13 protein-coding genes are annotated in these 14,861 nt (G+C 46.7%); 2 read left to right on the top strand and 11 right to left on the bottom strand.

The features are described 5' to 3' along the window. Positions 1–92: 92 nt before the first annotated feature. Positions 93–557 (top strand): Hsp20/alpha crystallin family protein, encoded by a 465-nt coding sequence (locus tag HHK01_RS06685; RefSeq protein ID WP_170007050.1) that lies wholly within the window; start codon positions 93–95, stop codon positions 555–557. Between the two features lie 95 nt (positions 558–652). On the opposite strand, the gene HHK01_RS06680 is transcribed toward HHK01_RS06685, so the two are convergent. Genes HHK01_RS06680 through HHK01_RS06655 form a run of 6 tightly spaced genes read right to left on the bottom strand, consistent with a single transcriptional unit; the run spans position 653 to position 9,201 of the window. Beyond that, positions 653–1,144 carry a hypothetical protein gene (locus HHK01_RS06680; protein WP_170007049.1) on the bottom strand — a complete coding sequence of 164 codons (492 nt, stop codon included), beginning with the start codon at positions 1,142–1,144 and terminating at the stop codon, positions 653–655. Positions 1,145–1,201: 57 nt separating this feature from the next. Then, on the bottom strand, positions 1,202–2,155 hold the full coding sequence (gene argF / locus HHK01_RS06675) for an ornithine carbamoyltransferase (protein WP_170007048.1): 954 nt from the start codon (positions 2,153–2,155) through the stop codon (positions 1,202–1,204). Next, positions 2,152–5,361, bottom strand: a complete 3,210-nt coding sequence (gene carB / locus HHK01_RS06670) for a carbamoyl-phosphate synthase (glutamine-hydrolyzing) large subunit (protein ID WP_170007047.1) — start codon at positions 5,359–5,361, stop codon at positions 2,152–2,154. The genes argF and carB overlap by 4 nt, the downstream gene beginning before the upstream one ends. Then, positions 5,354–6,448 carry a carbamoyl phosphate synthase small subunit gene (locus tag HHK01_RS06665; protein ID WP_170007046.1) on the bottom strand — a complete coding sequence of 365 codons (1,095 nt, stop codon included), beginning with the start codon at positions 6,446–6,448 and terminating at the stop codon, positions 5,354–5,356. Before HHK01_RS06665 ends, carB begins: the two co-directional genes overlap by 8 nt. Positions 6,449–6,502: 54 nt before the next feature. After that, a complete protein-coding gene (gene argH, locus HHK01_RS06660) occupies positions 6,503–7,951 on the bottom strand; it encodes an argininosuccinate lyase (RefSeq protein ID WP_170007045.1) in 1,449 nt (482 codons plus the stop codon). Beyond that, positions 7,948–9,201 carry an argininosuccinate synthase gene (locus tag HHK01_RS06655; RefSeq protein WP_170007044.1) on the bottom strand — a complete coding sequence of 418 codons (1,254 nt, stop codon included), beginning with the start codon at positions 9,199–9,201 and terminating at the stop codon, positions 7,948–7,950. Before HHK01_RS06655 ends, argH begins: the two co-directional genes overlap by 4 nt. Before the next feature lie 589 nt (positions 9,202–9,790). Here HHK01_RS06655 and HHK01_RS06650 point away from each other — a divergent pair. Further along, entirely contained in the window at positions 9,791–10,918 is a 1,128-nt protein-coding gene (locus HHK01_RS06650; protein WP_170007043.1) for an NADH:flavin oxidoreductase, read from the top strand. Between the two features lie 230 nt (positions 10,919–11,148). Here HHK01_RS06650 and ylqF read toward each other — a convergent pair whose 3' ends face one another. The 5 genes from ylqF to rimM form a co-directional block, all read right to left on the bottom strand. Further along, entirely contained in the window at positions 11,149–12,045 is an 897-nt protein-coding gene (gene ylqF / locus HHK01_RS06645) for a ribosome biogenesis GTPase YlqF (RefSeq protein ID WP_170007042.1), read from the bottom strand. A gap of 223 nt (positions 12,046–12,268) precedes the next feature. Beyond that, entirely contained in the window at positions 12,269–12,820 is a 552-nt protein-coding gene (gene lepB, locus HHK01_RS06640) for a signal peptidase I (protein ID WP_170007041.1), read from the bottom strand. 213 nt (positions 12,821–13,033) lie between these two features. Continuing rightward, positions 13,034–13,378 (bottom strand): 50S ribosomal protein L19, encoded by a 345-nt coding sequence (gene rplS, locus HHK01_RS06635; RefSeq protein ID WP_170007040.1) that lies wholly within the window; start codon positions 13,376–13,378, stop codon positions 13,034–13,036. A 226-nt stretch (positions 13,379–13,604) separates the two neighbouring features. After that, entirely contained in the window at positions 13,605–14,339 is a 735-nt protein-coding gene (trmD, locus tag HHK01_RS06630) for a tRNA (guanosine(37)-N1)-methyltransferase TrmD (protein WP_170007039.1), read from the bottom strand. Next, complete coding sequence (gene rimM, locus HHK01_RS06625) at positions 14,336–14,854, bottom strand: ribosome maturation factor RimM (protein WP_228027686.1); 519 nt, start codon at positions 14,852–14,854, stop codon at positions 14,336–14,338. The genes trmD and rimM overlap by 4 nt, the downstream gene beginning before the upstream one ends. Positions 14,855–14,861 lie beyond the last annotated feature (7 nt).

Genomic DNA, 14,861 nt, shown 5'->3' with positions numbered 1-14,861 from the left:
CGTTCGTTTTCCTAGACATTTGTCACGAATACTTCCCACCTTTCATACTGTGACAGTGAAGAAATTGCAGGAGTGAATAGGAGGCTTTAATAATGAGCGAAACACCAAAGAAAAAAGAGGACTCACAAGACCCCTTTGGAGAAGTATTACGTTCAATGAACCAATGGTTTGGAGAAAAACCCGTCCGCAATTTAATGCAGAGCATGGACGGATTATTCGATGGAAGTCCATTCTCTAGCACCGCATTTTCTGTAAACACTCGCGAAACAAACGAAGCACAATGGATTGAGGCCAAGCTACCTGGTATAAAAAAAGAGAACATCGGCGTCGAGGTTTTTACGAATCACGTATCTATTTCAGTGACAGAAGAAGAGGAAACAACCGTTCATGATGAGAAATCGAAAAGAACTGAAAGTAAAAAATCGAAACGGGAACAAACCCGTACAATTCCCTTCTCTCCAAACACTGACCCCCAAAACATGAAGGCAAATTACGAGGATGGATTACTTACGATTCGGGTTCCTAAAAAACGTGGTAAACGGCTTTCAATTGAATAGTAGTAACAAGATACAAGCAGGACAAATCTCGACAGGCTGTTTGGGCGCGCGTTTCAGGCTCGCCCGTTGTTGCACTGAGTCCGGATATGTTTCTTTTAACTCTGAATGGACCGCGGATATCGGCTCCTGATCGCGGATATATCCTCCTGATCGCGGATATTTTCTCCTGATCGCGGATATATTCTCCTGATCGCGGATATATCCTCCTGACCGCGGATATCGGCTCCTGACCGCGGATATATCCTCCTGATCGCGGATATATCCTCCTGATCGCGGATATATCCTCCTGATCGCGGATATATCCTCCTGATCGCGGATATATCGTCCTGACCGCGGATATATCCTCCTGATCGCGGATATCGGCTCCTGATCGCGGATATATCCTCCTGACCGCGGATATCGGCTCCTGACCGCGGATATATCCTCCTGACCGCGGATATCGGCTCCTGATCGCGGATATATCCTCCTGATCGCGGATATCGGCTCCTGATCGCGGATATATCCTCCTGACCGCGGATATATCGTCCTGATCGCGGATATCGGCTCCTGACCGCGGATATATCGCCCTCTACTTCGTGGATAATCACTAACCAGAACCATTCATTTCCGCGAACAGCACCCGGCTGTTCGCGGAACTACCTGCTCTATCCTATCAAAGCTGTCATCAGTGCCTTTTGGGCGTGGAGTCGATTTTCTGCTTGTTGGAAGACGGCGGAGTGTTCGCCGTCGATCACTTCGCTCGTGACTTCTTCTCCTCTATGTGCGGGTAGGCAGTGCAGAAAGGTAACATCGGGTTTTGCCAGCTCTAATAGTTCAGTGTTTACTTGAAAGTTTGCGAACGCTTCTACACGCTTTTCTTGCTCACTTTCCTGTCCCATGCTTGCCCATACGTCACTGTAGATGACGTCAGCTTTTCCGGTGGCAACTTGGGGGTCATCCGTGATCAAGACGGTGCCGCCTTCCGTGTTGGCGAACGATTGCGCTTTTTTTGTAATGCTTGGATCCGGTTGATACCCGTTTGGAGCAGCGATCGCTACATCCATCCCCATCTTACTGGCGCCAATCATAAGGGAGTGTGCCATGTTATTTCCGTCCCCGATATAGGCGATCTTCACGCCTTGTAGCCCACCTTTTATTTCCTGAATCGTTTGCAGGTCAGCGAGTACTTGGCACGGATGGTACGTGTCGGTTAACCCGTTTATGACCGGGATGCTAGCATAATTCGCTAGTTCCTCGACAACAGACTGGGAAAACGTACGAACCATCATGCCGTCCAGATAGCTTGATAGGACGCGTGCGGTGTCGGGAATCGATTCTCCTCTACCCATTTGGATATCCTCTTTACTTAAAAACAAAGCCGTCCCACCTAACTGATACATCCCTACTTCAAAGGATACGCGGGTTCGTGTCGATGACTTTTCAAAAATCATCCCGAGGGTTTTCCCCTGTAAAGGCTGCTCCATTTTTCCCGCTCGTTGCTGCTTTTTCAAGTAGTTAGCGAGTTCTAACAAATAAGTGATTTCTTCCTTTGAGTAGTCGACCAGGGTGAGAAAGTCGCGTCCTTTTAGTTGTTGTTCGAGACTACTAGATTGGATCATCTGAACACCGCTCCCTTCGTTTGTAGATACTCATTCATTGAAATAGGCGGTTCTAACTTGATGTCTGATGCTTGCACGTAAGCTAGTAGCGTTTCCAATGAAGTGAAGCATGCGACATTTGAAGCCAAAGCTTTTGCTCGCAGCGCAGATTCATCCTCATTCGTACTTAAAATGAACTGAAGTTTGCCTTCTACGCACAACGCTTCAGCCTGTTTACTAGTCACTGTCTCGCTAACGAACAATCCTTTTTGTTCCAAATATTTCGCAGTGGTCTGCGTGGCTACGATGTTCACGTTGGCAACGAGCGATAGGATCGAATCGAGTCTAAGCAAATCGTTACGTGCCACTGACAAAAATAAAGTGTCTTGCTCGATAATATCTCGCAACCCGTTTTCCTTCCAGCCGAATGCTTTGGCCATGGCCGCTTCCACAGTGGACCCAATTCCGATCGCTTCTCCCGTTGACTTCATTTCCGGACCAAGCAGTGGGTCAACGCCAGGCAATTTGTTACTCGAAAAAACGGGCACCTTCACGGCATAGTAAGGAAGTGGTTTGTGTAAGCCTAACTGCCAGCCTTGTTTTGACAACGCTTCCCCCATTTGGACCCTTGTCGCTAAGTCAATCATCGGCACGCCGCTCACTTTACTGACGATGGGAACGGTGCGGGATGCGCGCAAATTGACCTCAAGCACATCAAGCTGTTGCCGATCTTCGCTCATAATAAATTGAACGTTCATGATGCCTTTCACTTGTAACGCCTCAGAAATGCGTTGCACAATCTTGGTGATCGTTTGCTTATGGGTTTCCGACAAGTCTTTGCTTGGGAATACTGTGATGCTGTCGCCAGAGTGAATTCCCGCTCGCTCGATATGCTGAAAAATGCCCGGGATGACGATATCTTCTCCATCACAAACCGCATCGACTTCCACTTCGAATCCAGGAATAAATCGATCGATGAGTAGTGGGAAAATTGCAGAACCGTGGGACTGTTTGCCTAATCGCGCTACATACGTAAGCAATTGTGACTCGTCTGCGATGATCTCCATATTTCGTCCACCTATCACGTAGGAAGGTCTAATTAATACGGGATACCCAATTTTAGCAGCCACCGCCACGGCATCCTGTACGTCGGTCACAGTTTCACCAAGAATATGAGGGATGTGTAACGTTTGGAGCAGCTCGTAAAATTGCTCCCGATCTTCTGTTTTCTCTATGGCCTCCAAAGAAGTTCCCGCGAGTGGCACTCCAGCTTCACTCAACCCCTTAGCAAGATGAATTGCCGTCTGTCCTCCAAATTGTACAAGTACTCCATCAGCCGATTCCTTTTCGACAATATGTAATACGTCTTCTTCTGTTAATGGTTCGAAATACAAGTGGTCTGCCGTGTTGAAGTCCGTACTTACCGTTTCTGGATTGCTATTAATGACAATGGTCTCGATCCCTTGTGCCTGTAGTGACTTTGCGGCATGCACTGCACAATAGTCAAATTCGATTCCTTGCCCAATTCGAATCGGTCCAGAGCCTAGCACAACCATTTTTTTCGCTGAGGCTAATGGCTTCACCTCATCCACTTCGTTCCAAGAGCTATAAAAGTACGGCGTATTGGCGGAGAACTCGGCAGCGCACGTGTCAACCATTTTGTACGAAGGAGTAATCCCTCGTTGTCTAGTGTGCTCGTGAACTACGTTTACTTCTACACGTAACCACTCGGCCAGGCTGTTGTCCGTGAATCCGAGTGCTTTTGCCCGTTTCCACTCTGATTCCGTTACCTCATGCCAGTTCTTCTGTTTCAAATCGGCTTCGATCTCAATGATGAGTGCGATTTCGTGTAAGAAAAACCGATTGACACCTGACAATTTGTGTACCTCATCGACTGAATAGCCGCGCCTAAGAGCCTCTGCGACGACAAACAATCGTTCATCCGTAGCGATAGCTAGTGCTCCATTGATTTCGTCGTCTAGTAGCTGTGTGACGGACGCTATTTCGAGTCGGTCCACGCCAATCTCTAATGAGCGTACTGCCTTTTGCAAAGCGGCCGGGAAATTACGGGCGAGTGCCATCACTTCGCCTGTCGCTTTCATTTGCGTACCGAGCAGTCTGTCGGCATCGGCAAACTTATCAAAGGGCCAGCGCGGAATTTTGACAGCCACATAGTCGATCGCTGGTTCAAAACTTGCGTACGTGTCATGCGTAATCGGGTTGACCACTTCATCCAAGTGATACCCGAGTGCCAATTTGGCGGCAATTCTCGCAATCGGGTACCCAGTCGCTTTCGAAGCTAGGGCACTTGAGCGACTCACTCGTGGATTGACTTCGATAATGACATATTCGTCACTGTCTGGATGAAGGGCAAATTGAATGTTGCACCCTCCGACAACGCCAAGCTCACGAATGACTTTGCAAGAGGTTGTGCGCAGCATTTGGTATTGGCGGTCGTTTAACGTTTGCGACGGGGCCACCACGATGCTGTCCCCTGTATGCACCCCAACCGGATCGATGTTTTCCATATTACAAACGATGATGCATGTATCGTTCGCATCCCGCATCACTTCATACTCGATTTCTTTCCAGCCTTTTACACTTTGTTCAATGAGCACTTGATGTATTGGACTTGCCCGCAATCCATTTTTTACGATCGCGACAAGCTTTCGTTCATTATCCGCGATCCCGCCGCCCGCTCCCCCGAGTGTGTAAGCCGGACGAATGATGACTGGATAACCGATTGTAGAAGCAAACCGAAGCGCTTCTTCAACTGAGCTAGTCGACGAGCTATCAGGCACAGGTTCGTCTATCGATTTCATCAATGCTTTAAACAGGTCACGATCTTCCCCATTTTGAATCGAATCCAAAGGGGTTCCTAACAATTCGATGCTATAAGTAGATAGCACACCTGCTTCTGCTAACGCTACGGCCAAATTCAACCCAGTTTGCCCACCCAACGTTGGCAGCAGCCCATCTGGACGTTCTTTTTTTATAATTTCGGTTATAGATTCTCGCGTTAAAGGTTCTAAATAGACTCGATCCGCAATCTGTTCGTCCGTCATAATTGTGGCAGGGTTGTTATTGACGAGGACGACCTCGATTCCTTCTTCTCGTAAAGCTAAGCAAGCTTGCGTACCGGCATAGTCGAACTCCGCCGCTTGCCCGATGACGATCGGTCCGGAACCAATGACAAGAACTTTGTGGATGTGTGTGTATTTAGGCATGTTGCATCTTTTCCTTGTTCGTGATTTGATCGATAAAGTCTGTGAAAATGTGTTGCGTATCATCTGGTCCAGGATGAGCTTCTGGATGAAACTGGACAGTCGTGATCGGCTTCTGCTTATGAATTAGCCCCTCGACTGAGCGATCGTTTATATGAATATAAGATGCCTGCCACTCATCTTGATGAAGTGAATCTGTATTGACGACATATCCATGGTTTTGTGAAGTGATTGACACTTTACCCGTTTTCGTGTTTTTTACCGGGTGATTGTTACCGCGATGTCCAAACGGCAGACGCTTCGTTTTTCCTCCGTAAGCGAGCGCAACAAGCTGGTGACCGAGACAAATGCCTAGCGTCGGGTAGTCTTCTGTTATTTGCCTAATGTTGTGAATAATATAGGCTGCATCTTCCGGATTGCCCGGTCCGTTAGATAGCACGACTCCATCGGGGTGCAGCTGGTGGATAGTCGTTGCGGTTGAATTAAAAGGAACGACCGTTACGTCGCAACCAAGTTCAACCAACGTGTGGACGATCGAATGCTTATAGCCAAAATCGACTACGACGACGTGTGGTTGATGCGTTCCTACAAAATTCTTTGCTTTCACACGTACGATCTCTGTGACAGATACTCGCCTCACTAAGTTAGCGTCGACCGCCAGTTTTTGCGGGGTGTCCAGTTTGCTCGATGTGATCTTGCCGAATACTTCCCCGTGCTCTCGAATAATCGTCGTCAATGCTCTTGTGTCTAGATCGTACAGGGTCGGGATTTGATAGCGATTGACCATCTCCACGAGCGAATAACGAGATTGATAATGTTCGGGCGCGTGACATGGATAGGCGACGATTAAACCAGCTAGGGAGGGCTTTATCGACTCATGATGAAGATCATTACATCCATAATTCCCGATCAATGGATACGTCATCGTGACAATTTGGCCGGCGTAAGAAGGATCTGTCATCACTTCCTGGTAGCCAGTCATTGCTGTGTTAAACACCATTTCTCCTTCTGTAACGGTTGCCTCTCCTAGCCATTTTCCTTCTAGAACGTCACCTGTACTTAATACGAGATAACCCGTGTTTCCGTTCACTTCGTCACTCCTCTCCAATCAAATGTATAACTATTCTTCAAACGGAATAACAATTCAATCGTGTGCAAAAATGGGCTCTTCTTCCTTCTTTGCACCGATCTTCACAGCCTGTCGATGAATCCACTCGGTGTTGATTTGGAATAGTTGTTCAGCCGTTTTGATTTGCTCTTCCACCCGGTTCTTTGCTGTTCCACCGACAACGTCCCGTGCATTGACAACAGATTCTGGTGCGAGGACTTTGTAAATGTCCTCGTTCATTAAAGGAGAAAATTGCTGAAACTCCTCAAGCGACAAGTCTAATAAAAATTTGTTTTGTTGAATGCAGTATAAGACAACCTGGCCGACAACAGCATGCGCCTCACGGAACGGCAAATCTTTACCGACGAGATAGTCTGCTAGATCTGTTGCATTGGAAAAATCTTCAGCGACCGCTTTGTACATGTTTTCTTTTTTCACGTGCATCGTGTCGATCATCGGGGCAAACAACGCCAACGCTCCTCTTAGCGTCTCAACCGTATCGAACATGCCTTCTTTATCTTCTTGCATATCTTTGTTGTACGCGAGCGGTAAGCCTTTTAGCGTCGTCAGCATGCCGATGAGATGGCCATACACTCGACCCGTCTTCCCACGCACGAGCTCGGCGACGTCCGGGTTTTTCTTTTGCGGCATCATACTACTACCCGTGCAAAAGGCATCATCGAGCTCGATAAAGTTAAACTCGGCACTCGACCATTGCACAAGCTCCTCGCAAAGGCGCGACAAATGGGTAGAGACGAGTGATGCGTTCGCTAAAAACTCAACGACAAAATCGCGGTCACTGACAGCGTCTAAGCTGTTTTGACAGACGCCATCAAAGTTCAATTTGTCGGCAACGAGGCTTCGGTCAATTGGAAACGTCGTGCCCGCAAGTGCGCCTGCTCCGAGTGGCGACTGGTTCACGCGCTTCCAGCTATCTGAAAGGCGTTCGATGTCGCGTTGAAACATGAATACGTAGGCCATCATATGGTGCGCGAACAGGACTGGCTGTGCTCGCTGCAAGTGCGTATAGCCCGGGAGAATCGTATCGAGATGGGCCTTTGCTTGGTTATGCAAAGCTTGCTGCACGCCAAGAAGCAACTGACTAATCTCCACAATCGCCTCGCGCAAATACAATCGCATATCGAGGGCCACTTGGTCGTTCCGGCTCCGACCCGTGTGCAGCTTCCCACCGACAGGGCCAATCTCCTCAACAAGAAGCTTTTCGACATTCATGTGGATGTCTTCGTGCTCCTCGGTTAGCTCTGCATCACCAGACTGAATTTTTTCTGCCACCGTTTGTAGTCCAGCTAGTATGGCAGTAGCATCACTTTCCGATAAAATGTTGCAAGCGGACAGCATCTCAACGTGCGCCATGCTTCCTTGAATGTCGTGCTTCGCTAACTGTTGATCAAAGCGGATCGAGGCTGTGTATTCGTCTACTAGTTGATTTGTTGGTTTTGTAAAACGTCCGCCCCATAGCTTCATTGCTTTACCGCTTCCTTTATGTCCATTTTGATTTGCTCTGTGTAATCGACCTTTTTGGCTTTGTTAACAGAGGCGTTCACTTGCGTTGGTAAGCCCCACAGTTTAATAAATCCGAGTGCCGCTTCGTGGTCAAAGAGATCACCAGAATTGTAGGTGGCTAGATCAAAGTCATACAAAGATTGAGCCGATTCGCGCCCAATGACTTGAGCATGCCCTTTGTATAACTTCACCTTCACCGTACCGGAAACGTTTTGTTGCGTTTGCTCGATAAATGCAGTGAGTGCTTCAGTTAACGGCGAGTACCATAATCCGTCATAAATCGTTTGTGCTAATTTTTGCTCGACTATTGGTTTGAATTGGGCTACTTCTCTTGTCAAAGTTAACGCCTCTAGCTCTTGGTGTGCAGCGATCAACGTCAAGGCTGCTGGACACTCGTAAATTTCGCGTGATTTAATCCCGACGAGACGATTTTCTACATGGTCGATTCGGCCGACGCCGTGCTTGCCTGCGATACTGTTTAACTGGAGGATGAGTTGCTCTAACGGTAATGCATCACCATCAAGGGCGACCGGTTGACCTTTGTCAAATGAAATGTGCACGACTTGTGGCTCGTTTGGTGCATCGATAGGATCAACTGTCAGCTCGTAAGCATCGTATGGTGGCTCTGCCCACGGGTCTTCTAAAATTCCGCATTCGTTACTGCGCCCCCACAAGTTTTGGTCAACACTATATGGACTATCGATATTCACTGGAATCGGAATATTATTTTCTTTCGCATAAGCAATCTCTTCATCTCTCGACATCGCCCACTCGCGAACAGGAGCGACTACGTTCAAATCAGGATTGAGGGCAGCAAAGGCGACATCGAAACGGACTTGGTCGTTCCCTTTTCCGGTGCAACCGTGCGCCACCGCCACAGCTCCTTCTTTTTCTGCGATGTCCACTAATACCTTCGCAATGAGTGGGCGCGACAATGCCGAGACGAGTGGATATTTGCCTTCATACAAAAGGTTCGCCTGTAATGCCGGGAGCACATACTCTTTCGCAAATAAAGCCTTTGCATCCACCACATATGACTTAATCGCCCCTACGTCGAGCGCTTTGTTTTTCACAAACTCCAAATCTTTTCCCTCACCGACATCAAGCGCAACCGCAATTACGTCCACGTTATATTTATCCTGCAACCATTTGACAGCTACAGATGTGTCGAGCCCACCTGAATATGCTAATACGATTTTGTCTTTTGCCATTTTCAAATCTCTCCCTTGCATGATGTTGAGTTTTTATTGAGTCATGTGGATTATTATGCATTAGTAAGTATATTAATTCAAGTGTGAACCGGGAACATTTTCAAAAAGATAAGGCTTTGTACCGGAATTCGAACTATCGGAGCATTATTCCACATTGTTTGGGGGGCATTTAATCAAAACTATTTCAACATTTATCCATTAAATCACTGCTTTTATCCATCGAATCCCCCTTTTGGCTGCAACCGAATTCATTTGACTTTTACTCTTTTGGTAAATGGTATGTGGGGAAGGAACTTTATGAGGTGGCTAGTAAGGCAGTTGTAAAGATCGAAGTTACAAGGTTTCGTCTGTGAAGAAGTATTTCGAGGCTTGGAATTTTCACAAAAAAAGCTGGTTCTACTTAGTAAGGCATTTTCTTAGACAATATAACTGTACGGGTATATAATCCGACATGCAAAAGTTTATCTTCAAATAAAATATCTCTATATGAAGGTAAATGCGGTGGTGGCAACTACTTTGTATTTTCACGAATTTTTCTCAAGAACATATACATACTAAACTGTGCTTGTAAAAGAAAGGGGTATTTGACATGAACTCTATTTTATTTGATTCGTTTACACTTGGAAGTACAACTCTAGATAATCGATTAGGAGTTGCCCCTATGACACGGACAAGTGCAACACCAGAGGGACTCGCGACTGACCAAATGGTGAACTACTACGCAAAATTTGCCCGCGGAGGGTTTGGCTTACTTATTACTGAGGGTATTTATCCAGATAATAAGTACAGTCAAGGGTATTTTGATCAGCCAGGAATTATTAACACGGAACAAGTACAAGCATGGAAAAAGGTTACGGATGCTGTTCATCAAGAAGGCGGCAAAATTTTTGCCCAGCTCATGCATGCCGGTGCTTTATCCCAAGGAAATCGATTCACAAAAGAACGATTAGCCCCTTCATCTGTACAGCCAAAGGGTGAACAAATGCAATTCTATGGTGGTGAAGGACCTTTTGCCCTACCAAAAGAAGCAACAAATGAGGATATTGCAGATGTCGTTACATCCTTTGTTGAGGCATCGAAGCGTGCTATAGATGCGGGATTTGATGGTGTCGAAATTCACGGAGCAAATGGGTATATATTGGACCAATTCTTAACTGATTACACAAACCAACGGACAGATGAGTATGGTGGCTCAACTAAGAACCGTGTCCGGCTATTAGTTGAAGTATCAAAAGCAGTTCGTGAAGCAGTAGGAAAAGAATTTACAGTGGGTATTCGAATTTCACAAGGGAAAGTGAATGATTACCAACATAAGTGGGCGGATAAAGAAAAAGACGCTGAAATGATCTTTGGACAGTTAGGAAAAGCAGGGCTGGATTTCATTCATGTTACCGAATATGAAGCTTGGCAACCCGCTTTTCCAGACGGAGAAGGTACAGAAGCAACAGATGCTGCTTTCGGTGATGGCAGGTCAACACTTGCCGCATTAGCGAAAAGATATAGTCATTTACCTGTCATTGCGAACGGAGGTCTACATAACCCAGAAAAAGCAAAAGAGATGATACAAAAAGGAGAAGTAGCTGTGATCACTCTAGGTCGTGGAGCACTTGCGAATGGAGACTGGGCAAACAGAGTGAAAAGTGGGGATCCGTTAGAAGAGTTTGCGCCAGAAAAAGTGCTAAGTCCTAATGCAAAAATCAAGGACTTTGAAGCTTAATGCTTTTGAAAGGGAGACAGTGGGATGAAAGCAAATTTTGATTTGAGTGGCAAGGTATCACTAGTTACACGGGGGAACCTTTTCATTGATGGAGGAGTTACCCATTACGCGTTTTAACAATGAAACACTGAATTCTGTGAGGATTATTAAAAAGCTTCCCTTTCATAGCGGGAAGCTTCTTTTTATAAGGTTAGTCTATTCAATTTTAAGGGTTCCTACTTTGGCACTGCTTATGACTGAACAGACCCCTCGCCCTCCGACTCCAACACCGACAAATCTTCCACCCGCTCAAAACTCACACGTCCAAAGCGCTCTTCACGCACATCACGAATGATTGCTTCACTGACGCGGTCCCAGTCGACTTCTCCGCCTTTTTGCAGAATCCCGCGCCTTTGTCCAAATTGCTCATATTGCGCTTCGATCTCATCTGGAACTTCGTCCACACCGAGTCGTTCGCATAATGCTTGCTCGTAGTGAGTGGCTAAATAGCGGAGGGCAAATGTCGCTACATCGTGTAGCGGAAGCAGTTGGTCTTTGATCGCCCCGGTAACCGCTAGCAATAGCCCGACGCGTTGTTCTTCAAATTTGGGCCATAGAATCCCTGGTGTGTCTAATAGCTCCATGCCGCGCTTCGTTTTGAGCCATGCGTTTGATTTGGTAACGCCAGGTGTGTCGCCTGTTTTCGCCACTTTTTTACCGACCAATTTATTTATGAGCGTCGACTTCCCTACGTTTGGGATCCCGACAACTAGCGCTCGCATCGCTCTCGGTTTCAATACGCCTTTTTTTCGTAATCGTTCACGTTTCGGTTCTAGTAGCTCCTCACACGCCTCATAAATACGTTCTACATCTTTTTGCTGGTGAACGTTGACGGCAATAGCACGCAGATTGTCCGACGTAAAATGTCTTACCCACTGCGCTGTTACGTCAGGATCTGCTTTGTCTGATTTTGTTAATACAAGTACAGTTGGTTTTTGGTGAAAAACTTGCTCCATCATGGGGTTACGCGAAGCTTGTGGTACTCGCGCGTCAACGAGTTCAATGACGACGTCCACTTGCGACAACGATTCCTGAATTAACCGTTTAGCCTTTGCCATATGGCCCGGGAACCATTGAATAATTGCCATCTAACTTCACTTCCTTTTCAATAAAAACATTCATGAGTGTGCACTCAACCATGCAGGAAACTAGTCACAAACCAGTCCAGTTGTGATCAAGGCGGCGCGAGTGGAACCACCAATCAACATCCGAAGTGGTTCTCTAATCGCACAATGAACATAATTTCAGGATGCTGCGTAACTCCGCTCCTGTTCCTCAGAAAAAAGAGCCGCCTGTCTCGACGTCGGCTCTTCATTCCACAATTCCCACATCTTCAAATGGCCAGAAGACAACGTTTGTCTTTCCAAGAATCTCGTCAATAGGAACTGGACCGATGTGGCGACTGTCTTTACTTAGCCTGCGGTTGTCTCCTAAAACAAACACATACCCTTCTGGAACCGTTTTTTGATCAATGAGCTCCTCCAGTGTAAATGACTCTGTCAAATTTCCCTGTAACTCTGGTCGTTTCATTTCGTCCAAATACGGTTCTGGTACTGCTTCTCCGTTGACGTACAAGGTGTCATTTTGGTAGGAAATTTCGTCACCCGGAAGACCGATGACACGCTTAATATAATCTTTCCCTTCAGGAGCATTAAATACGATAATATCAAAGCGGTCGGGCTCGCCAAACTGATAGCTGAACTTATTCATAATCATTCGGTCTTGGTCCTGCAATGTCGGCATCATAGAGTAGCCGTCAACAACAATAGGCGCAAAAAGAAAGTACCGAATTACCGTTGCAAGCGCAATGGCAACGAGTAACGCCTTCGTCCACTCCCAAAATTCATTCTTTGTTTTAGCCATCCGTTCTCCACCCTCGTTTCTTGGGCCCACATGGTGTGGGTCAGAAAGGCGTTTCGACAGGACGTCGAGAAATTAGCCTTTCATCCTTAATTGTATCGAAGTCTGACGCATGTGAAAAGAGGAAGCTAATTTCGACAAAATTAGAGGTGTTTCGTTCCCAAAAAAAGGAAAAAACCCCTTCTCCAATTATGAAGAAGGGGGTTCTTTGCTTGGTTATCGAATTTCTTTAATACGCGCAGCTTTTCCGCGTAGGCTACGTAGGTAGTAAAGTTTCGCACGACGAACTTTACCGCGACGAACCACTTCAAGCTTTGCAATTTTTGGTGTGTGAACAGGGAAAGTACGTTCAACGCCAACGCCGTAAGAAATCTTACGAACAGTAAACGTTTCAGAAATCCCGCCACCACGACGTTTCAAAACAACACCTTCATAAACCTGAATACGCTCGCGAGTTCCCTCGACAACCTTAACGTGAACTTTCACAGTGTCACCAGGACGGAACGCAGGAAGATCTGTACGAAGTTGTTCTTTCGTTACTTCTTGAATTAGTGGATGCATGATCTTCAACTCCTCTCAACCGAATGCTCTTAAAGAACTAGGTTCTCCAGCGGAACATTGTGATCTGACTATGCCATAGACGCAGTCAACAGACACAATTATACCATAAAGTTCATTCATTAGGCAACAAGCTTTTGATGTTGTTGGCCCTGTTAAACTTGCCCGTTGATTTCCGCGGGGCGGGCGGTGAGTGCTGCTATGAGGACGCGACTCAATAGACTGAAGCTTACTTTTCTCGCTTCTTTTGTAACCATTCCCGCTGGCGATCTGTCAGTTGTGCGGTGTCGAGCAAGTCTGGTCTGCGCTCCCACGTCCGTTCGACTGACTTTACTTCACGCCACGCCAGAATGCGTTCATGATGACCACTGAGAAGTACGTCTGGAACGCGCAAGCCTTCGAACTCTTGTGGACGCGTGTAGTGTGGATGCTCCAGGAGACCTGATTGAAACGAATCTTCCTTTGCACTCGATTCATTGCCTAGCACGTCCGGCAACAAGCGAATAATACTGTCCATGACGACCATCGCGGGAAGCTCCCCGCCCGTTAGTACGTAATCTCCAATCGAAATCTCATCCGTCACAAGCTGCTCGCGAATCCGTTCATCGTAGCCTTCGTAATGACCACAAATGAAAATAAGTTCCTCTTCTTGACTTAATTCCTCTGCCTTTGCCTGCGTAAAGCGCTCGCCTTGCGGACACATGAGTACGATGCGACGACGTTTCGCGGTAGATTTACTCTCAATCGAGCGAACCCCAGCAAAAACAGGCTGTGGCTGTAGTACCATGCCTGCTCCGCCACCATATGGATAGTCATCTACATTTTTGTGCTTGTTGTCGGCGTGCTCACGAAGCTGGTGCACCTCAACGTGAACACGCTTGTCTTCTTGCGCTCTATGCAAAATAGACTGCTGGAGAACGCCATGAAACATGTCGGGAAACAAGGTCAACACGTGCATGTTCATTCGTCAAGCAGCCCTTCCATTGGCGAAATGAGAATTTCTTGATCCTGGATAGAAATACGCTCTACAACTTCATCAATGTAGGGGATATACGCATCTTTCTTTCCTTGACGTTGCACGACCCACACATCATTCGCTCCAGGAGTTAAAATTTCCTTTACCTTTCCAATCGTCTCACCTTCTACCGTTTTCACTGTACAGCCGATGATTTCGTGGAAATAAAAAGAACCCTCTTCTAACGAGTGCAGCTGGTCTTTATGTACCTTTACTACTGACCCCTTCACCTTCTCCGCTTCTTCTACAGAAGAAATTTCTTCAAAAGTGAGCAGATCAAACTGTTTATGCTGACGATGGGTACGGACGGTCAGCTCTCTTCCCTCTTTACTACCAGCAGGAAATACAGTCAGCACATTGCCTACCTCATACCGCTCATCCGCAAAATCTGTTCGGGAAACGACCCGTACCTCACCACGAATTCCGTGGGTGTTTACAATCTTACCTACATTAAACCATTCCATTTTAACT

This window comes from Bacillus fonticola, from assembly GCF_012955605.1.
Classification (GTDB): domain Bacteria; phylum Bacillota; class Bacilli; order Bacillales; family JC228; genus Bacillus_CG; species Bacillus_CG fonticola.
The sequence above is the reverse complement of the archived record's forward strand: the minus strand, read 5'-3'. Positions and strand labels throughout refer to the sequence as shown.